We start from the raw sequence: 18,806 nt of genomic DNA on the forward strand, positions 1-18,806 counted from the left end.
TCTCAGGCCGGCTACCCGTCGTCGCCTTGGTGAGCCGTTACCTCACCAACAAGCTGATAGGCCGCGGGCTCATCCTGCACCGCCGGAGCTTTCCAGCCTCCACCATGCGGAGGAGGCTCGTATCCGGTATTAGACCCCGTTTCCAGGGCTTGTCCCAGAGTGCAGGGCAGATTGCCCACGTGTTACTCACCCGTTCGCCACTAATCCCCACCGAAGTGGTTCATCGTTCGACTTGCATGTGTTAAGCACGCCGCCAGCGTTCGTCCTGAGCCAGGATCAAACTCTCCGTGAATGTTTACCGGTAATCCGGTCGACACCACGAGAGCGGAACAGTCGGAGGAATAGTCCGACCGTTCACAGCGTCCTCGCTGTGTTTTTTTCAAAGGAACCTCGCCCCAGCGGATGCTGGAGACGGGGTATCAACATATCTGGCGTTGACTTTTGGCACGCTGTTGAGTTCTCAAGGAACGGTCGCTTCCTTTGTACTCACCCTCTCGGGCTTTCCTCCGGGCGCTTCCCTTCGGTGTTTCCGACTCTATCAGGGTTTTTCCGACTCTCTGACCACCACTCTGCGGACATGCAGAAGCGGATCCAGAGATTCAGGATCTGACGAGTTTGGGTTCTGCCGAGCGAGGGCGCTCTCGCGGCGCTCCGTCCCAAGCAGGAGTACGACTGTACACGGAGCCTCGAAGGCCGTGCAAATCCAGGAGGTTGGTGGTCTAGACCACTAGCTGGTAGCTTCCATACGGAACCGCCACTTCATCTGACATACGCTGCTCCCAGCGCCGTCCGGGACAGGCGGTGACGGCCCGTAAGCAGCTCCACTCCTTGGGAGGCCTCCCATGACCACCGTGACGTCCCCGCTCGCTGGACGGGCCATCGAACTGGCCGAAGTGCCGGATCCGGTCTTCTCCGGGGCCATGGTCGGCCCGGGCACCGCGATCGACCCCGTGCGTGAGCCCTCCGAGGCCGTGGCGCCCGTGGACGGCGTCATCGTCTCCCTGCACCCGCACGCCTTCGTCGTGGTGGACGACAGTGGGCACGGCGTGCTCACCCACCTCGGCATCGACACGGTGCAGCTCAACGGCGAGGGCTTCGAGCTGCTCGTCAGCAAGGGCGACACCGTGACGCGCGGCCAGGCCATCGTGCGCTGGAACCCCTCCGCAGTCGAGGCCGCCGGCAAGTCCCCGGTCTGCCCCGTCGTCGCCCTGGAAGCCACGGCCGAGTCCCTCTCCGAGCTCCGTGACAGCGGAGACGTGAAGGCCGGCGACAGCCTCTTCGCCTGGAACTGACGACAGTGCCGTCGTCGGACGGCGATCAGGACAACCACCGCGGCGGCGGGACCCGCCGCACTATCGGAGACGGGTGAGATGGAGACAACGCTGCGAGGCGTCGGCGTGAGCCATGGCGTGGCCATCGGCGAGGTTCGGCACATGGGTACGGCGGTGCTGGAGCCGCCGGCCAAGCAGATCCCCGCGGAGGAGGCCGAGCGTGAGCAGGGGCGCGCCCGCCAGGCCGTGGACGCCGTGGCCGCCGATCTGATGGCGCGCGGCAATCTGGCGGGGGGCGAGGCCCAGGCCGTGCTCGAGGCACAGGCCATGATGGCCCAGGACCCCGAGCTGATGGCGGACGTGGACCGGCGGATCGCCGTCGGCAGCACGGCCGAGCGTGCGGTGTACGACGCGTTCGCGGCGTACCGGGAGCTGCTGGCCGGTGCGGGTGAGTACCTCGCCGGTCGCGTGGCCGACCTCGATGACGTGCGGAATCGTATCGTCGCCCGGCTCCTGGGCGTTCCGATGCCGGGTGTCCCGGACAGCGACGAGCCCTATGTGCTCGTGGCGCGGGACCTGGCTCCCGCCGACACCGCGCTGCTGGATCCCTCGCTGGTGCTCGGTTTCGTGACCGAGGAGGGCGGGCCGACCAGTCACAGCGCGATCCTGGCGCGGGCGCTGGGTGTGCCGGCGGTCGTGGCGCTGCCGGGTGCCGGTGAGCTGGCCGAGGGCACGGTGATCGCCGTGGACGGCAGCACCGGCGACATCTTCGTGAACCCGAGCGAGGAGAAGAAGGCGCAGCTGGAGGCCGCGGCCGCCGAGCGCAAGGCCGCGCTGGCCGCCTCGACCGGCCCGGGCGCGACCGCGGACGGGCACAAGGTGCCGCTGCTGGCCAACGTGGGTGGTCCGGCGGACGTACCGGCCGCCGTGGAGGCCGGGGCCGAGGGTGTCGGCCTGTTCCGTACCGAGTTCCTGTTCCTGGACGACAGCAAGAACGCTCCTTCCGAGGAGAAGCAGGTGGAGGCCTACCGGCAGGTGCTGGAGGCGTTCCCCGAGGGTCGTGTGGTCGTGCGCGTGCTCGACGCCGGCGCGGACAAGCCGCTGGACTTCCTGACTCCGTCCGACGAGCCGAACCCGGCGCTGGGCGTGCGAGGTCTGCGGACGCTGCTCGACCACCCCGAGATCCTTCGCACGCAGCTGACCGCGCTGGCGAGGGCCGCCGAGGGGCTGCCGGTCTACCTCGAGGTCATGGCGCCGATGGTGGCGGACCGTGCGGACGCGAAGGCGTTCGCCGACGCCTGCCGTGAGGCGGGGCTGCGGGCGAAGTTCGGCGCGATGGTGGAGATCCCGTCGGCCGCGCTGCGGGCGCGTTCGATCCTGCAGGAGGTCGAGTTCCTGTCGCTGGGCACCAATGATCTCGCGCAGTACACGTTCGCGGCCGACCGGCAGGTGGGTGCGGTGTCGCGGCTCCAGGACCCGTGGCAGCCGGCGCTGCTCGACCTGGTCGCGCTGTCCGCCGAGGCGGCCAAGGCCGAGGGCAAGAGCTGTGGTGTGTGCGGTGAGGCCGCGTCCGACCCGCTGCTGGCCTGTGTGCTGACCGGTCTCGGTGTCACCTCCCTGTCCATGGGTGCGGCGTCGATTCCTTATGTCCGGGCGACGCTGGCGAAGTACACGCTGGCGCAGTGCGAGCGGGCGGCGGCGGCCGCGCGCGCCTCTGACAGCGCCGAGGAGGCGCGCAGCGCGGCTCAGGCGGTGCTGTCCGGCGAGTAGCCGTACCGGCGGCGCATCGCGTGTGCCAGGTGCAGGGGCGTCCCGCCTTCGGGTGGGGCGCCCCTGGTGCGTTCGGCGCGTTCCCGGCCCCGTCGGCCCCTTCGGCGGGCCGGTCGGGTCAGTGCCGGTGGCCGGGTGCCGGGTTCTCGTCCCCGAGGTCGGGGGTGGGCAGTAATCGACGCCGGGTTCCGGAGAGATGAGGTCGCCGGATTCGACGTCGGTGCAGTAGGCGTCGAAGACCTCGGCGGCGGTGAGGGGTTCGAGGACGCCGGAGCGCAGTCGCCAGCCGTAGACGCGGTCGGCCGTGTCCGGGGCGCTGGCGCGCAGGACGAGTCCGCCGGGGCTTCGGGTCGCGAGGCCGAGTGCGAGGACGCTGGTGAATTCCAGGACCTCGGCCTCGTCGAGGCGGATTCCGCCGTCGCTGTCCTGGTCTCCGTTCAGCACGGAGACGAGGGTGTCCGGGGATCCTGAGACGCTGCACACGAGGTGCCGGTCGCCGGGCGGTGCGGTGTCGAGGATGCGGACCAGGAGGTCGGAGGCGCGGGTGAAGGCCGCCCTGCCGATGTCCTCGCCGCAGGTGGGGCAGGGTCCGAGGCGGGACAGCAGGGTGGTGGCGTACTCCCAGGTCGCCTGTCGTACGGCTTCGTCGACGAGGGCGGGTACGAGTGTGGCGAGGGGCTGGCCGTCGTAGGGGATGGTGGGGCCGGTGGCCGCCAGTTCCGCGGTGAAGCGGGTCCGGCTGGCCGGGGCTTCCGGGTCGAGGCCGGTTTCCGCGCAGTAGGCGGCGTAGTCCTCGGGGTCGAACAGGGCGAGTGTGGTGTGGGTGCCCTGGGCGGCGCGGGCTTTGAGGACGGTCTCGACCTGCTTCAGGTAGGTCGCGTGGTCGTCGAAGGTGAAGCTGCGGTAGCGCCGCATGGCGCGGAAGTCGTGTTCGTCGGTGAGCAGGCCGATGGTGCCGGCGATCTCTCGGCGCAGGACGCGTCGCATGGTCTGGTGGTCGGTGTGCGCCATGTTTCCCCCAAAGTGCGCGGTCGATCAGTGCTCACTCACCGTAACCGGCGGCACTGACAACGGGCTTCGCTGGAGCCGGTCGCGGACCAGTCGGTGCTGGAGAGCGCAGGTCAGGGTGATGGCGGCGCCGAAGACGGTCCAGCCGAGGGGGCCGGTGGCGATGGCGGCGGTGACGGCGAGTGGGCCGAGGCTGCGCTGGCCGGACTGGGCGAGGCCGTGCACGCCGACGTAGGCGCCCTGTGCGGTGTCCGGCGCGAGGGCGAGGGAGAGTTCCCAGGACACGACGGCGTGCAGCATCTCGGCCAGGGTGAAGAGGGCGGCGGACGCGGTGAGCAGGCAGATGGCCTGGGTGGTGCCGCCGGTGGCGGACAGGGCGAGGGTGAGGCCGCCGGCCGCGGAGGCGGCGGACAGCGGGAGGAGCAGTCTCCGGGCTGCCTCCGTGGTGGTGCCGTAGCGGGCGAGCGGCACCTGGAGGGCGACCACCATCACGTTGTTGAGGACGAGCAGCAGGGGTGCGAGGCCGTGCGGTACGCCCTCGATGTGCGCGATCCACAGGGGCAGGCCGATCTGGAAGACGGAGTCGTCGAGGAAGAGGACCATGTCGGTCGCCACGTACGCGAGGTAGGTGCGGTCGCGCCAGGGGTTCGCCGGCCGGGCGCCGTGGGATGTGGTGCCGGCGGCGGCTATGCGGCTGCTGGACGGGGGTTCGGGGCAGGTGAGGGTGAGGAGCGCGATCGCCAGGAAGGAGAGTGCGTCGCCGGTGAGGAGCCAGCGGTAGGCGGTGGTGGTGCCGAGGGTGAGGGCGGCCGCGGCGGCGAGGCCGCCCATGGCCCAGCCGGCGTTGGAGGCGGTGCGGTTGACGGCCTGGTAGCGGACGCGGTCGGGGCCGGCGATGCGGGCTGCGTAGAGCTTGGTGAGGACGCTGGAGGCGCGGTCGCCGAGGCTGCCGACGGCCGAGATCGCGAGCAGCGGGAGGTAGTGGTCGGTGGTGAGCAGGCCGAAGGACGCGAGGGCGCGCAGGAGTTGGAGTGCGATCAGGATCCGGGTGAGGGGGAAGCGGTCGGCGATGCGTCCGCCGAGGGGTGCGCCCGCGATGCCGACGGCGCCGGAGACGGCCGCGAGGGTGCCGACCTGGGCGACGGAGAGGCCGGAGACGTAGGTGAAGTACAGGACGGAGACGGATGCCCACAGGCCGCTTCCGATGCGGTCGATGAAGGTGATGAGGAGCATCCGGCGTCCGTCGCGGCCTCCTGGTATGCGCGAGGGCCGGTTGGCGGCCTCGGGCTTCGCGTCCACTGTTCCCCCTCAGATGGAGCTTGCTCGGAGTTATGTACTGATACATAATTAGTAACGTGGCAACACAATATGAGATCAGCGGTACGACGGCCAAAGGGATTGCCGCATCCGTCGAACGAGGCGTGGCTGAGGGGTCGTTGGCGCCTGGGACCGCGCTGCCGCCCGTGCGACGGCTCGCGGACGACCTGGGGGTGAGTCCGGGCACCGTCGCCACGGCCTACAAGGAGTTGCGACGGCGGGGCATCGTCGTCACGCGCGGGCGCGGCGGCACGGTGGTCGCACCGGCTCCCGCGGTCGCGTCGCGGCGGCCGCCCAGGGTTCCCGAAGGACTGCGGGACCTGGCCGGCGGGCATCCCGATCCGGCGCTGCTGCCCGCTCTGCTGCCGCCGTCTCGCCTTTCCCCGGGCGCCCGCTCCCATCGCTCCGCGCCCCGGCTGGCCCGGCTGGAGGACGTGGTGCGCGCGTGGCTGGGCGTGGACGGCGTCCCCGTGGAGCACGTGACGTTCGCGCACGGGGCGCTGGACCTGATCGGCCGGGTGCTGTCGGTCGAGTTGCGTCCCGGGGACGGCGTGGCGATGGAGGACCCCGGTTATCACCATCTGCTGGATCTGGTCGCGGCCCTGGGACTGCGCACCGTCCCAGTCGCCGTGGACGACGAGGGAATGCGCCCGGAGGCCCTGCGCGGGGCGCTCGGGGCCGGGGGGCGGGCCGTGGTGTTCAGTCCGCGGGCGCAGAATCCGTGCGGCGGATGCTTTTCCCCGGCTCGTCGCGACGCGCTGGCCGAGGTGCTGCGCGACGCGCCCGAGGTGCTGGTGGTGGAGAACGACCACGCATCGGAAGTGGCCGGCGCCCCGCTGCACACGGTGACAGGTGCGGGGCCTGCGCGCTGGGTGCACGTGCGGACCGTCAGCAAGTTCCTGGGGACCGATCTGCGCTGGGCGGCCGCCGCCTGTGATCCGGTCACGCTCGCCCGGCACGACGGTCGGCTGCTGCTCACCTCGGGCTGGGTCAGTCACCTGCTGCAGGAGACCGTGCACGGGCTGATGACGGACGAGGGCACGCGTGCGTTGGTGGCACGCGCGCGTGAGACGTACGCGCTCCGGCGTACCGCGCTGGCCGGCGAGCTGGCCGCACGCGGTGTCGCCTCGCACGGTGCGAGCGGGATGAACCTGTGGGTGCCCGTGCGCGACGAGTCGGCGGTGGTGAACGGGCTGCGGTCGTACGGCTGGTGGGTCGCGGCCGGGGCGCGGTTCCGCCTGGCCTCCGGGCCGGGGGTGCGGATCACGGCCGCCGGCCTTGAGCCCGCCGACGCCGCGCGGCTGGCCTCGGACTTCGCCGCCGTGCTGGGCGAGTCCGAGGCCACCTACGGGGGGTGATCCACCCGGGTCAGGCGCGCTTGCGGGCGAGTTCCTCGTAGAAGCCGAGCAGGGAGAGGTTGTCGATGGAGCCCGGGTTGACCGCCTTCTCCAGGGGCGTGCCCTGCAGGAGGCGCTTGACGGGGACCTCGATGCGCTTGCCGGTGAGGGTGTGCGGGACGCCCGGTACCTCGATGATCTCGTCGGGTACGTGGCGCGGCGAGAGCTGTTCGCGGATGGTCTGCTTGATCCGGTTCTGGAGTGCCTCGTCGAGGACGGCGCCGGGCGCGAGGTGCACGAACAGCGGCATCCAGTAGCCGCCGTCGGGCTGCTCAATGCCGATGACGAGGGACTCCCTGATTTCGGGCAGGCGCTCGACGACCTCGTAGATGTCGGCCGAGCCCATGCGCACGCCCTGCCGGTTGAGGGTGGAGTCGGAGCGGCCGTGGATGATCACGGTGCCGCGTGCGGTCACCGTGATCCAGTCGCCGTGCCGCCAGACGCCGGGGTAGGTGTCGAAGTAGCTGTCGTGGTAGCGGCTGCCGTCGGGGTCGTTCCAGAAGCGGATCGGCATGGAGGGCATCGGGTTGGTGACGACCAGCTCGCCGACCTCGTCGATGACGGGCTTGCCGCTCGGGTCCCAGGCCTGCAGGTCGGTGCCGAGACCGGGCGCCTGGAGTTCGCCGGTGTACACCGGGAGGGTCGGTACGCCGCCGGCGAAGCAGGAGCAGACGTCGGTGCCGCCGCTGACGGAGGCGATCCACAGGTCGGCCCCGCTCTCCGCGAACTCGTCGTGCAGCCAGCGGAAGCCGTCGGGCGGCAGCGGCGAGCCGGTGGTGGCGACGCACTTCACCTTGGAGAGGTCGTGGTCGCGCGCGGGGTGGACGCCGGCCTTGCGGCAGGCCATGACATAGGCGGCGGAGGTGCCGTAGAGGGTGGCGCCGGTGCGTTCGGCGACCCGCCACTGGGCGCCCGTGTCCGGGTAGCCGGGGCTGCCGTCGTACAGGACGATCGTCGTGCCCGTGAGCAGGCCGGAGACGAGGAAGTTCCACATCATCCAGCCGGTCGAGGTGTACCAGAAGAAGCGGTCCTCGGGGCCGAGGTCGCAGTGCAGGCCCAGCTGCTTGAGGTGTTCGACCAGGATGCCGCCCTGGGACTGGACGATGGCCTTGGGCAGGCCGGTGGTGCCGGAGGAGTACAGCACCCACAGCGGGTGGTCGAAGGGGACCTGCTCGAAGACCGGCTCGGTGTCCCCCGCCGTCAGCGCCGACCACTCCAGGGCCCCCTCGGGCGCCTCGGTGCCGAGCAGCGGGATGTGGACGACGGCGCGCACGGTGGGCAGCTCGCGGCGCAGTTCGGCGACGATCTCGCGGCGGTCGTGCTCCTTGCCGCCGTAGCGGTAGCCGTCGACGGTGAACAGGACGACGGGTTCGACCTGCTGGAAGCGGTCGAGGACGCTGCGGGCGCCGAAGTCGGGGGCACAGGAGGTCCAGACGGCGCCGACGGCGGCCGTGGCGAGCAGGGCGACGACGGCCTGCGGGATGTTCGGCAGATAGCCGCTGACGCGGTCGCCGGGGCGGACGCCCAGGGCGCGCAGCTCGGCGGCGAGGGAGCCGACCTGGCGGCGCAGCTCGGACCAGGTCACCGGACGCGGCTCATGGGTCTCGTCGACGTGCAGGAGGGCGGGCTCGTCCGCGCGGTCGGCCGCGGCGCGCAGGGCGTGCTCGGCGTAGTTGAGGGTGGCTCCGGGGAACCACTGGGCGCCGGGCATGGCGCGGTCGCCGAGCACGCGCGCGTAGGGCGTCGAGAAGCGGACGTCGAACCACTCGGTGACGGCTTCCCAGAAAGTCTCCAGATGGTCGACGGACCACTGGTGCAGGGCGGGGTAGCCGCCCTCGGCCGGGGCGCCGTGGTGCTCGGCGGCCCATGCCTGGAACTGGGTGATGCGTGCCTGGGCGATCCGCTCGGGATCGGGCTGCCAGAGCGGCTGGGGGTTCGCGGTCGACATGGGGCGGCTCCCGGGCTGTGCGCGTCGTGTGCGTCGGTCCGCGCACGTGCTGGGGTGTGCGCGTGACGCGGCTGACAGGGACGATGCCATGTGATCGACTTCTGCACCAGGGTGCGCCCCACATAGTCGGTGTCATGAAGATGTGGTCCCGGCACGGGTGAACGGCAGTTGAACGACACGCGCGCGTGGGGCGCTCAATGGCAGGGTGAGCAGCATGGACGGTCGTGACCTGGTGCGTTCGGTGAGTGTGGTCGGTGTGGGGAGGGCGGCTCGGGGGTTGCGTACCGTACGGGCGGCGTGGCGCAGGCGGCGGATCGACGCCGTCGGGCTGCCGCGCCGGGGAGCCGAGCGGGCACGGGTCCCGGGGCAGGTGGAGGGCGTGGAGCCGGGGCCGGGCGGCGGACTGATCCGGTTCGGCCGGTCCGAGTTGCGGATCACCGTCGCGGTGAACGGGGCGGTGTTCTGGGGGTGGGACGGCGCGGGTCCGCAGCCGTCCTACGCGCTCGCGGGGAGTTGCCCGGAGCCGGATCCGCGCGCGGTGCTGGAGCCCGACAAGGACGGTGGCTGGCGGGTGGTCGCCGAGCGGGTGACGGTCACCGTCTCGCGGCACGGCGCGGTGGAGGTGTGCACGCCCGGCGGCGTGACCCTGCGACGCGATCTGCCGCCGCGGTGGTGGGAGCCGGTCGAGGGGGGCACGGCGCGCTGGATGCAGCGGTCGGAGGTGGCGGCGGACGCGCGTTTCTTCGGTCTGGGCGGCCGGTCGTCCGGGCCCCGGCTGCGGGACGGCGCGTACCGGCTGTGGAACACCGATCCCGGCCGGGCGTTCGGCCCCGGCGACGATCCGCTGTACGTGACCATGCCGGTGCAGCTCGTGGTGGCCGACGCCGGCACGCATCTGGTGTTCCACGACAGCACATGGGACGGCACGGTCGTGCTGCGCGAGGGCGAGGAGGGCGCCGGGTCCGGGCACGACCGGGCGGGGCGCTGCGAGCTGCGGATGGACGGCGGCCCGCTGCGCTGCTGGGTGATGGTGGGCACCCCCGCGCGCGTGCTGCACACCTGGGCCTCGCTGACCGGGGCGCCCGCGCTGCCGCCCTCATGGGCGCTGGGCCACCAGCACGCGCGGTGGGGCTTCGGCAGCGAGCAGGAGGTCCGCCGGATCGTCGCCGGCTACCAGGAGCGCGGGCTGCCGCTGGACGCCGTGCACCTGGACATCGATCACTTCGACGGCCACCAGGTGTTCACCGTCGACCGGGAGCGGTTCCCGAAGCTGCCGCAGCTCGCCGAGGAGCTGCGCCGGGACGGAGTCCGGCTGGTGTCGATCGTCGACCCGGCCGTGAAGGCGGCGCCGGGCAACGCCGTGTACGACAGCGGTTCGGCCGTGGACGCGTTCGTGCGGGACGCCTCCGGGCGGACGGTGCGCGGTGTGGTGTGGGCCGGGGAGTCGGTCTATCCGGACTTCACGCACACGCGCGTGCGCAAGTGGTGGGGCGGACTCTACGAGGAGCGCCTCGGGCAGGGCTTCGCCGGGTTCTGGCACGACATGAACGAGCCGACGTCGTTCAACGCCTTCGGGGAGCTCACGCTGCCGCGGTCGGCCCGGCACGCCCTGGAAGGGCGCGGGGGCGACCACCGGGAGGCGCACAACGTGTACGCGCTCTGCATGGCCCGGGCGGCCTACGAGGGGCTGCGCGAGCTGTCACCCGGGGAGCGGCCCTTCCTGTTCTCCCGGTCGGGCTGGGCGGGGATGCAGCGGTACGGGGGCACCTGGTCCGGGGACGTGGCGACCGGCTGGCCCGGGCTGCGGGCCTCGCTGTCGCTGGTGCTGGGGCTCGGGCTGTGCGGGGTGCCGTACTCGGGCCCGGACGTGGGCGGCTTCGACGGCAGTCCGTCGGCCGAGCTGTATCTGAGGTGGTTCCAGCTCGGGGCGTATCTGCCGCTGTTCCGCACGCATGCGAGTCTGCGGGCGGGGCGGCGCGAGCCGTGGGAGTTCGGCGCCGAGGTGCTGGAGCACGCGCGCGTGGCGCTGCTCGAAAGGCGGCGGCTGCTGCCGTACTTCATGACGCTGGCGCATCTGGCGCGGCGCACCGGCGCGCCGTATGTGCGGCCGCTGTGGTGGGGGGCGCCGGAGGACCGGGCGCTGCGCGACTGCGAGGACACGTTTCTGCTCGGGGACGCTCTGCTGGTGGCTCCGGTGCTGGATCCGGGTGCCGACCGGCGGGCGGTGCAGCTGCCGCGCGGCCGCTGGTACGACACCGTGACGGAGGAGGCGTACGAGGGGCCGGCGCAGGTGCTCGTCGACGCGCCGCTGTCGCGGATACCGGTGTTCGCGCGCGCGGGTGCGGTCGTCCCCGTGCGCGGCGCCGACGGCGGCCTCGAACTGGAGGTGTGGGCACCCTCGCGCGGCCGCACGGGCGGCGGTCTGGTCGTGCCGGACGCGGACGGCGCGTGGGACGAGCCGGACATCGAACGCTACGTCGTCCGCCGGCACGGCCCCAGGGTGGTCGTCACCCGGGAGCGGGACAACGGCTCCGCCGAGCCCCCCTGCCCGGTGCGGGTGCGGGGGCTCGGCTGAGCCGCGCCTCAGACGTACCGGCCCTCGAACCAGGCCCGTACGGCCACGGTGTGCAGCGGGAAGGCGAGTTCCTCGGGCCTGCGCAGCAGCTGCCAGCCCTCGGTCTCCTCCGTGGGGGCGGCGGGCGGGAGCCCTTCCACCGGGCGCTCCGGGAGGAGTCCGAACAGCAGCAGGTGACCGTCGGGCGAACTCATGGCGTCCACGAGCCGCACGTCCCGGGCGGCCGCGTCGATGCCGGTCTCCTCCTTGAGCTCGCGTACGATGGCCTGCTTCCAGTCCTCCCGGTCATCGATGTAGCCGCCGGGCAGTGCCGTGCCCCCGCGCGCGGGGGCGACGGTCCGGGTGATGACGACCAGGGCCGTGCCCTTGGTGTCGTACACGGGCTGGATCGCGATCGCCACCGGCAGCGGATTGCGGTAGGCGACCGTCCCGCAGGACGGGCAGGTGCGCGGCCAGCCGGACACGCCCTCTCCATAGGGCGCTCCGCAACTCGAACAATGCGAGTCCGGTGCGGAGTTGTCAGTTGAGTGCTGAGTTTCGGACACGCGCGGACTGTATCCGATCAGAGGAGGGACATCTTCCGGAGGTTGCTCACTGGCCGCCGACGAGCGACTTCGAGGAGACGGGGAAGTCGAAATAGGTGTCCGGGTAGGGCTCGGGCTTGTACGTGTAGTGCCACCACTCCTCGGCGAGGTTCACGAATCCGAGGTTTTCCAGGGTGTTCTTGAGCAGCAGGCGGTTGGCGCGCTGTTCACCCTGGATGCGCGGGTCGAGCGTGTGCGCGAGGGTGTCGAAGCAGTCGAATCCAGTGCCCATGTCGACGGAGTTGTCCGGGAAACGCTCGTCCTTGGGCGCGAAGCAGGGCACGAGCGGCTGTCCCGGATGGTAGGGCCGGGTCGGCCTCGCGGGGAGCTTCACGATCGTGAGGTCCATGGTCGAGCCGCGGCTGTGGCCGGATTTCTCGGCGATGTAGCCGTCCGCGAACAGCCGGGTCTTGTCGACGGTCGGGTAGAACTCGCCCTTCATCGCTTGGTCGTCGAGGTCCTTGGCCCAGCGCACGAAGTGGTTCACGGCCCGCTGCGGCCGGTAGCAGTCGTACACCTTGAGGGTGTAGCCCTTGCGCAGCAGCGTGAGCTGCGCCTTGTGCAGGGCTTCGGCGGCGGGGCGGGTGAGGATGCACATCGGCTGCTCGTAGCCGTCGATGCGCTCGCCGACGAAGTTGTGCGGGGTGAAGTAGCGCATCTCCTGGACGATCGTCGGATCCACGGTCCTCAGGGCCACGAAGTCCTTCGGCGCCTTGGGCTCCGTCGTCGCCCCCGCGGTGGCGGGGGCGGTGGTCACGGCCAGCAGGGCGGCGAAGGTGGTGACGAGACCGCGGACTGCACTGGTGAGTCGTGTCATGTCTCCTGCATCTATCAGGTCCGCGTCGCGGCCGGGAAGCGATCGGAAGCGATTCACCCCGACGCCCTGCCCATTTCCGGGTGCCCGTGACACACTCCTGACGCTTCGTCAGAAACCTGCTGGGGAGGGCCATTGCCGCACACACCCGCACCCGTGGCCGACGGATGGTTCGCCGGCGCGGGAGACGGCTTCCGGCTCCTGGGCACCCGCTGCTCGTCCTGCGCCACGGTCTTCTTCCCGCGCGAGGACGTCCACTGCCGCAATCCGCACTGCGACGGCGGCTCCCTGGAGGAGGTGCCCCTGTCGCGGAGCGGGCGCGTCTGGTCGTACACGGACAGCCGATACCGTCCGCCGTCACCCTATGTGAGCAATCCGGAACTTCCGTGGGAGCCGTACGCGTTGATCGCTGTGGAGCTGGAGGCCGAGCGGATCGTGGTGCTGGGACAGGCGGCTCCCGGGGTCACCGTCGCCGATCTGACGGTGGGCATGGAGGTGGAGGTCGTCCCCGGAGTGCTCCACGAGGACGCGGAGACGACCTGGACGACCTGGCACTGGCGGCCGACGGGGGTGAGGGCGTGACGAGGGACGTGGCGGTGCTCGGCGCGTGCATGCACCCATGGGGCAAGTGGCGCCACTCCTTCGTGGAGTACGGGACGGCGGCGGCCCGCGCGGCGCTCGCGGACGCCGGCGTGGACTGGCGCGATGTCGGTCCGGCAGATCGCCGGGCCACGCGTGGGGATCTCCGCCAACCAGGGGCTCTTCGGGCACGGATCGTCGGTGGTCGCGGTGCGGTGACGGCATGGGCAGGCGGCATACGACACCGGAGGCCACAGAGGTTTTCCACGCTGTGTGATCACCCCGGAATCCTGCGTGAACGTCTCATGAACTGCCCCTGGGCGCACGCGGGCAGCGCCATCATGCTCCCGTGCACTCCTGGACGGATACTCTCCGCTTCGCCTTCCAGCCGGTGGTCAACCTGAGGACGGGCGCGGTCACCGCACTGGAGACGCTCGCCCGCCCGGAGACCGGTGACATCCTGGCTGAGGCCCGCCGAGACCCCGAACTCGACGCCAAACTCACGGTGTTGGCGCTCCGCGCCGCGACGCACAAGGAAACCCTGCTGCCGCTGCACCTGAACGTGTTCGCGGCCACCCTCGCCGACCTCGGCGGCCTCACGCCGCTGCACGATGCCGTGCGCGCGGCCGGGCGCCTGCCGTGGGAGGTGACGCTGGACGTGGTCCCGCCCTACACGCATGTGCCGCAACGGGCCCTGCTGGAGGCCGTGGCGGCGCTGCGCGAGCTGGGCTTCCGGATCAGCGCGGACGGCATCGGGGACGGCGACGTACCGCTCCGGCTGCTCACCGACCTCTCCCCCGACCTTGTCAAACTCGACGCCTCGCTGCTGTCCCGGCCCGCCGCGGTGCGGGCCATGCGAACGCTGTGCGAGGAGCTGGGCGCCCTGGTCGCGGTGGAGGGCGTGGAGACCGAGCTGCAGTACGCCGCGGCGCTGTCAGCCGGGGCGCAGCTGGGCCAGGGCGAGCTGTTCGCGCCGCCGGCCCGGATCCCGGCCGCGGACGTATACGTTCCGCCCCGCTCCCCGGGCACCGTCGGTGTGCCCCGGTCCGGGCCGTCGGTGCGGGAGTTCGTGCGCCCGGCCGCCGTACTGCCGGTGACCGCCTCCGCGGGGCAGGTGCGGGCCCTGCTGACCGGATCGCCGGACGTGTCCGGTGTGCTGCTGGTGGACCAGGCCGGCCGGCCCGTGCGCTCGGTGCACCGCTCACGCTTCCTGCTGTCGATGTCGGGCCGCTACGGGCACGCCCTGTACGCCGACCGGCCGGCCTTCAAGCTGGGGGACGCGCCCCGCACGGTCGGCGTCGACGCCACCGCCTGGGAGGTGCTGGACGTCGTCGCGGTCGGCGGCCGGGACCGGACCTCCGACGATGTCGCGGTGGTGGACCGGCACGGCCGGTGGGTGGGCGTCGTACGGCTCGCGGACCTGGTGCGGGCCCTGGCCGAGAGCCGGGTCGAGGAGGCCGCCGGGCTCAATCCGCTGACCCGGCTGCCCGGTTCGGACGCGATCACCAGCGAGGTGGACCGGTGGATCGCGGACGGCCGGACATTCGCGCTCAGCTGGCTGGACATCGACCACTTCAAGCAGGTCAACGACGGTGCCGGGTTCGCCATGGGCGACGAGCTGATCCGGTCGGTCGGACGAGCGCTGCAGCAGGCGGCCTCGGGGCACGCGCGCGTGGGGCACATCGGCGGGGACGACTTTTTGGTGCTGGCCGAGGAGGAGGCGCTCGACCCGCTGGTCACGGCCGTGCTCGACGCGCCCTGGTCGGCGGGAGACCGGTCGGTCACGCTCTCCCTCGCGACTGTGGTGTGCGCGCCGGGAAGCGTGGGCGACCACCGCCAGGCCGCCGCCCACCTCGCTCCGCTGAAGCAGGCGGCCAAGGCGCTGCGGGGCGCGAGCTGGGTGCTCGGCCGGGCCGGGCTGCCCGGTCACGAGGTCCGGCGCGGCGCGGGGGCGGCGCCGGCGCAGGCCGGGTACGCGACCGTCGAGCCGGGGTGGTGAACGTCCTCCCCGGACACCCCCGTTGCGGCCCGGCAGCGGTGACCTGGGCGGCGACTGAGTCGCCGGCACGATCGCGCCCGCGCCACGGGGCAAGTCGCCGTCACCGTCGCCGTCGGCAACCTTGACGCCCCCGTGGCGCCGGTGAACACTTCCCGGTGTCAGTCGACATCGCCGTACATTCTCGGCGTTATCAGGCGCACCGCGCCACGGGTCCGTCCTGTTCCACTGCCCTTCCCTCCCCGGCGATACGGCTGCGACGGCACGCTCGGCACGGACGCCGGGCGGGGCGCGGGGCTCCCTGCCTACGGCTGAAGACGCCAACGGAACGTTCCTGCACGGAGGGCCGGGGCTGACCGCCCCCACCGGCGCCAAGGGAGCCGCCATGAGCAACGGAGACATCTTCGTCGGCGAGGTCATAGGCACCGCGATCCTGATCCTCTTCGGTGCCGGCGTCTGCGCCGCCGTCACCCTCAGATACTCCAAGGCGCGGGCCTCGGGCTGGGTCGTCATCGCGTTCGGCTGGGGCTTCGGCGTGCTCGCGGGCGCGTACACCGCCGCTCCCCTCTCCGGCGGCCAGCTCAACCCCGCGGTCACCATCGGCATCGCCATCGACACCGGCAAGTGGGGCAAGGTCTGGGTGTATCTGCTGGGCCAGCTCGTCGGCGCGATGCTCGGGGCCGTACTGGCCTACCTGGTCTATCTCGCCCAGTTCCAGGCCAACGTCCGCAAGGAGGGCACGACGGAGGGCACCGCCGACGAACCGGTGCCCACGCTCGGCATCTTCTCGACCATCCCGGAGATCCGGAACCCGGTCGCCAACCTCATCACCGAGATCATCGCGACCATCGCGCTCGTGCTGCCGATCCTCGCGTTCGGACTGACCAAGGGGCTCGGCGAGTCCGGCACCACCGTGCTGATCGTCTCCCTGCTCGTCGTCGGCATCGGGCTCTCCCTCGGCGGGCCCACCGGCTACGCCATCAACCCGGCCCGCGACCTCGGACCGCGGATCGTCCACACCTTCCTGCCGATCCCCAACAAGGGCACGTCCGACTGGGGGTACGCCTGGATCCCGGTCATCGGGCCCCTGATCGGCGGCGCACTGGCCGGCGCCATCTACAACGCGGCCTTCTGATCACCCCGTACGTCACTTCCGAGCCCGTACGCCCACTCCCGGCCCGTGCGCGTCCTCCCCGGCCCGTACGCCACCCTCCTCTCCCCGCACGCGCCCCTCTGACCAGCTACCCGACCCAGCGACCCAGGGGACTGCCATGACGGACACCGCCGACACCTACGTAGCCGCCATCGACCAGGGCACCACGTCCAGCCGCTGCATCGTCTTCGACCACAGCGGCGCCATCGTCGCCGTCGACCAGCGCGAGCACCGCCAGATCTTCCCGAAGCCGGGCTGGGTGGAGCACGACGCGACCGAGATCTGGTCCAAGGTGCAGGCCGTGGTGGCCGGTGCGCTCGCCAAGGCCGGACTGCGCGCCGACCAGCTGAGCGCGCTCGGCATCACCAACCAGCGGGAGACGACCGTCCTGTGGGACCGCGCCACGGGCAAGCCCGTGCACAACGCGATCGTCTGGCAGGACACCCGCACCGCCGCCCTGTGCAACGAACTGGGCGGCGCGGACGGCCAGGACCGCTTCCGCGAGCAGACCGGGCTGCCGCTGGCCAGCTACTTCTCCGGGCCCAAGGCGGCCTGGCTGCTGGACCACGTGCCCGGCCTGAGGGAGCGGGCCGAACGCGGTGAGATCGCCTTCGGCACGATCGACTCCTGGCTGATCTGGAACCTCACCGGCGGTACCGAGGGCGGCCGGCACGTCACCGACGTCACGAACGCCGGCCGCACCATGCTGATGAACCTGGAGACGCTCCAGTGGGATCCCGCCATCCTGTCCGCCATGAACGTGCCGGAGGCGGTGCTGCCCGAGATCAGGTCCTCCGCGGAGGTGTACGGCACGGCGGTCGGGCAGCTCGCCGGGGTGCCCGTGGCCTCCGCGCTGGGCGACCAGCAGGCCGCCGTCTTCGGGCAGGCCTGCTACGACGTGGGCACCGCCAAGAACACCTACGGCACCGGCAGCTTCCTGCTGCTGAACACCGGCACCCGGCCGGTGCCGTCCAAGAGCGGGCTGCTGACGACGATGGGCTACAAGATCGGCGGGGAGGCGCCGGTGTACTGCCTGGAGGGGTCCATCGCGATAACGGGCGCGCTGGTCCAGTGGTTCCGCGACCAGCTCGGGATCATCAGCGGCGCCGACGAGATCGAGACGCTGGCGGGGAGCGTCGCGGACAACGGCGGCGCCTACATCGTGCCCGCGTTCTCGGGCCTGTTCGCGCCGTACTGGCGCTCCGACGCACGCGGTGTCGTCACCGGCCTCACCCGGTACGTCACGAAGGCCCATCTCGCGCGCGCGGTGCTGGAGGCGACGAGCTGGCAGACCCGGGAGGTCGTGGACGCCATGTACCAGGACTCCGGGGTGCGGATCACCACCCTGAAGGTCGACGGCGGCATGACGAAGAACAACCTGCTCATGCAGCACCAGGCGGACGTCCTCGGGGTCCCGGTCATCCGGCCCCGGGTGTCGGAGACGACCTGCCTGGGCGCCGCCTACGCGGCCGGCCTGGCGACGGGCGTGTGGAACGACCTGGACGAGCTGAAGTCGCACTGGCAGCAGGACGCGGAGTGGGTACCGGCGATGGAGCCGTCGGTACGCGACCGCGAGTACCGCAACTGGCGCAAGGCCGTGGAGAAGAGCTTCGCCTGGCTGGAGGAGGACGGCGCGTGACGGCGCGCGGCACGCGCGCGTGAGGGTTCATCCCCTGGCACGCGCGCGTGAGGACTCCTCCCGCGGCACGCGCGCGTGAGGACTCCTCACCGGACCACGGCCCGTACCCCGGTCGGCGAGGGTACGGGCCGTGCCCGTGGGTCAGCCGAGGGCGGCGTGGCGGCGGTCGGCCGCGTAGTCCATCGCGTGCCGGACGACTCCGATGAGCACGTCCTTGACGGACTCCCGGTCGCGCGCGTCGCACAGCAGGACGGGGACCCCCGCGTCCAGGTCGAGGGCCTGCCGCACCGCCTCGGCCGGGTAACGGGCCGCTCCCTCGAAACAGTTGACGCCGACGAGGAAGGGGATGCCACGCCGCTCGAAGTAGTCGACGGCGGCGAAGCAGTCCTCAAGACGCCGTGTGTCGGCGAGGACGACGGCTCCGAGCGCGCCCTCGGACAACTCGTCCCACATGAACCAGAACCGTTCCTGCCCGGGCGTGCCGAAGAGGTACAGCACCAGGTCCTCGCGCAGGGTGATACGGCCGAAGTCCATGGCCACGGTGGTGGTGTGCTTGGCCTCCACACCGCTGGTGTCGTCGACGGGGCGGCCGGCCTCGCTGAGCGGTTCCTCGGTGCGCAGCGGCCTGATCTCGCTGACCGCGCCGACGAGGGTCGTCTTGCCCACGCCGAAACCGCCGGCCACCAGGATCTTGAGCGTGACGGGCTCGACCGGGGGCTCGCCACGCTCCGAACGCCCGAGGATCATCAGTTTCT

The 18,806-nt window shown here is 71.6% G+C and carries 13 protein-coding genes, 1 rRNA gene and 2 pseudogenes; 9 read left to right on the forward strand and 7 right to left on the reverse strand.

From position 1 onward, the window contains the following. A 16S ribosomal RNA gene (locus ACIBJF_RS00005) occupies positions 1-292 on the reverse strand; the annotation flags it as partial. Between the two features lie 550 nt (positions 293-842). Here ACIBJF_RS00005 and ACIBJF_RS00010 point away from each other — a divergent pair. After that, complete coding sequence (locus ACIBJF_RS00010) at positions 843-1,292, forward strand: PTS glucose transporter subunit IIA (RefSeq protein ID WP_399171362.1); 450 nt, start codon at positions 843-845, stop codon at positions 1,290-1,292. A 78-nt stretch (positions 1,293-1,370) separates the two neighbouring features. Next, the gene (gene ptsP, locus ACIBJF_RS00015; RefSeq protein ID WP_399171363.1) at positions 1,371-3,041 is read left to right on the forward strand and encodes a phosphoenolpyruvate--protein phosphotransferase; all 1,671 of its coding nucleotides are present in this window, start codon (positions 1,371-1,373) and stop codon (positions 3,039-3,041) included. Positions 3,042-3,159: 118 nt separating this feature from the next. Here the strand turns inward: ptsP and ACIBJF_RS00020 are convergent. Both ACIBJF_RS00020 and ACIBJF_RS00025 read right to left on the reverse strand, forming a co-directional pair. Continuing rightward, a pseudogene (locus ACIBJF_RS00020) lies at positions 3,160-4,052 on the reverse strand (hypothetical protein). A 24-nt stretch (positions 4,053-4,076) separates the two neighbouring features. Further along, entirely contained in the window at positions 4,077-5,348 is a 1,272-nt protein-coding gene (locus ACIBJF_RS00025) for an MFS transporter (RefSeq protein ID WP_399171364.1), read from the reverse strand. 56 nt (positions 5,349-5,404) lie between these two features. On the opposite strand from ACIBJF_RS00025, the gene ACIBJF_RS00030 reads away from it, so the two are divergent. Further along, entirely contained in the window at positions 5,405-6,724 is a 1,320-nt protein-coding gene (locus ACIBJF_RS00030) for an aminotransferase class I/II-fold pyridoxal phosphate-dependent enzyme (protein ID WP_399171365.1), read from the forward strand. A 10-nt stretch (positions 6,725-6,734) separates the two neighbouring features. Here the strand turns inward: ACIBJF_RS00030 and ACIBJF_RS00035 are convergent, their stop codons facing one another. After that, positions 6,735-8,711: an acetoacetate--CoA ligase gene (locus ACIBJF_RS00035; RefSeq protein WP_399171366.1), complete on the reverse strand. Its 1,977-nt coding sequence runs from the start codon at positions 8,709-8,711 to the stop codon at positions 6,735-6,737. A 214-nt stretch (positions 8,712-8,925) separates the two neighbouring features. Between ACIBJF_RS00035 and ACIBJF_RS00040 the strand changes: the two genes are divergently transcribed. Further along, on the forward strand, positions 8,926-11,286 hold the full coding sequence (locus tag ACIBJF_RS00040; protein WP_399171367.1) for a glycoside hydrolase family 31 protein: 2,361 nt from the start codon (positions 8,926-8,928) through the stop codon (positions 11,284-11,286). Positions 11,287-11,294: 8 nt separating this feature from the next. Here ACIBJF_RS00040 and ACIBJF_RS00045 read toward each other — a convergent pair whose 3' ends face one another. Together ACIBJF_RS00045 and ACIBJF_RS00050 are read right to left on the reverse strand one after the other, a co-directional pair. Next, the gene (locus ACIBJF_RS00045; protein ID WP_399171368.1) at positions 11,295-11,831 is read right to left on the reverse strand and encodes an NUDIX domain-containing protein; all 537 of its coding nucleotides are present in this window, start codon (positions 11,829-11,831) and stop codon (positions 11,295-11,297) included. A 46-nt stretch (positions 11,832-11,877) separates the two neighbouring features. Continuing rightward, positions 11,878-12,687: a M15 family metallopeptidase gene (locus ACIBJF_RS00050; protein WP_399171369.1), complete on the reverse strand. Its 810-nt coding sequence runs from the start codon at positions 12,685-12,687 to the stop codon at positions 11,878-11,880. A gap of 153 nt (positions 12,688-12,840) precedes the next feature. Between ACIBJF_RS00050 and ACIBJF_RS00055 the strand changes: the two genes are divergently transcribed. From ACIBJF_RS00055 to glpK, 5 genes and pseudogenes are all read left to right on the forward strand, one after another. Next, positions 12,841-13,266: a Zn-ribbon domain-containing OB-fold protein gene (locus ACIBJF_RS00055; RefSeq protein WP_399171370.1), complete on the forward strand. Its 426-nt coding sequence runs from the start codon at positions 12,841-12,843 to the stop codon at positions 13,264-13,266. Then, positions 13,263-13,397: pseudogene (locus ACIBJF_RS00060) on the forward strand (lipid-transfer protein); the annotation flags it as partial. The gene ACIBJF_RS00055 and the pseudogene ACIBJF_RS00060, both read left to right, overlap by 4 nt. A 215-nt stretch (positions 13,398-13,612) precedes the next feature. Beyond that, complete coding sequence (locus tag ACIBJF_RS00065; RefSeq protein WP_399171371.1) at positions 13,613-15,262, forward strand: EAL domain-containing protein; 1,650 nt, start codon at positions 13,613-13,615, stop codon at positions 15,260-15,262. Positions 15,263-15,644: 382 nt separating this feature from the next. After that, positions 15,645-16,394, forward strand: a complete 750-nt coding sequence (locus ACIBJF_RS00070; RefSeq protein ID WP_356307569.1) for an MIP/aquaporin family protein — start codon at positions 15,645-15,647, stop codon at positions 16,392-16,394. A gap of 136 nt (positions 16,395-16,530) precedes the next feature. Next, a complete protein-coding gene (gene glpK, locus ACIBJF_RS00075) occupies positions 16,531-18,051 on the forward strand; it encodes a glycerol kinase GlpK (protein ID WP_399171372.1) in 1,521 nt (506 codons plus the stop codon). A gap of 141 nt (positions 18,052-18,192) precedes the next feature. On the opposite strand, the gene ACIBJF_RS00080 is transcribed toward glpK, so the two are convergent. Further along, entirely contained in the window at positions 18,193-18,798 is a 606-nt protein-coding gene (locus ACIBJF_RS00080; RefSeq protein ID WP_399171373.1) for a GTP-binding protein, read from the reverse strand. Positions 18,799-18,806 lie beyond the last annotated feature (8 nt).

This window comes from Streptomyces sp. NPDC050743 (assembly GCF_044456925.1).
In the GTDB taxonomy this organism is placed as follows: domain Bacteria; phylum Actinomycetota; class Actinomycetes; order Streptomycetales; family Streptomycetaceae; genus Streptomyces.

What these genes read in the sequence shown, in the direction of transcription:
- ACIBJF_RS00070 (WP_356307569.1), top strand. Translation starts at nt 15,645, where the DNA reads ATGAGCAACGGAGACATCTTCGTCGGCGAGGTCATAGGCACCGCGATC.
- ACIBJF_RS00035 (WP_399171366.1), bottom strand. Translation starts at nt 8,711, where the DNA reads ATGTCGACCGCGAACCCCCAGCCGCTCTGGCAGCCCGATCCCGAGCGG.
- ACIBJF_RS00080 (WP_399171373.1), bottom strand. Translation starts at nt 18,798, where the DNA reads ATGATCCTCGGGCGTTCGGAGCGTGGCGAGCCCCCGGTCGAGCCCGTC.
- ptsP (WP_399171363.1), top strand. Translation starts at nt 1,371, where the DNA reads ATGGAGACAACGCTGCGAGGCGTCGGCGTGAGCCATGGCGTGGCCATC.
- ACIBJF_RS00050 (WP_399171369.1), bottom strand. Translation starts at nt 12,687, where the DNA reads ATGACACGACTCACCAGTGCAGTCCGCGGTCTCGTCACCACCTTCGCC.
- glpK (WP_399171372.1), top strand. Translation starts at nt 16,531, where the DNA reads ATGACGGACACCGCCGACACCTACGTAGCCGCCATCGACCAGGGCACC.
- ACIBJF_RS00040 (WP_399171367.1), top strand. Translation starts at nt 8,926, where the DNA reads ATGGACGGTCGTGACCTGGTGCGTTCGGTGAGTGTGGTCGGTGTGGGG.
- ACIBJF_RS00010 (WP_399171362.1), top strand. Translation starts at nt 843, where the DNA reads ATGACCACCGTGACGTCCCCGCTCGCTGGACGGGCCATCGAACTGGCC.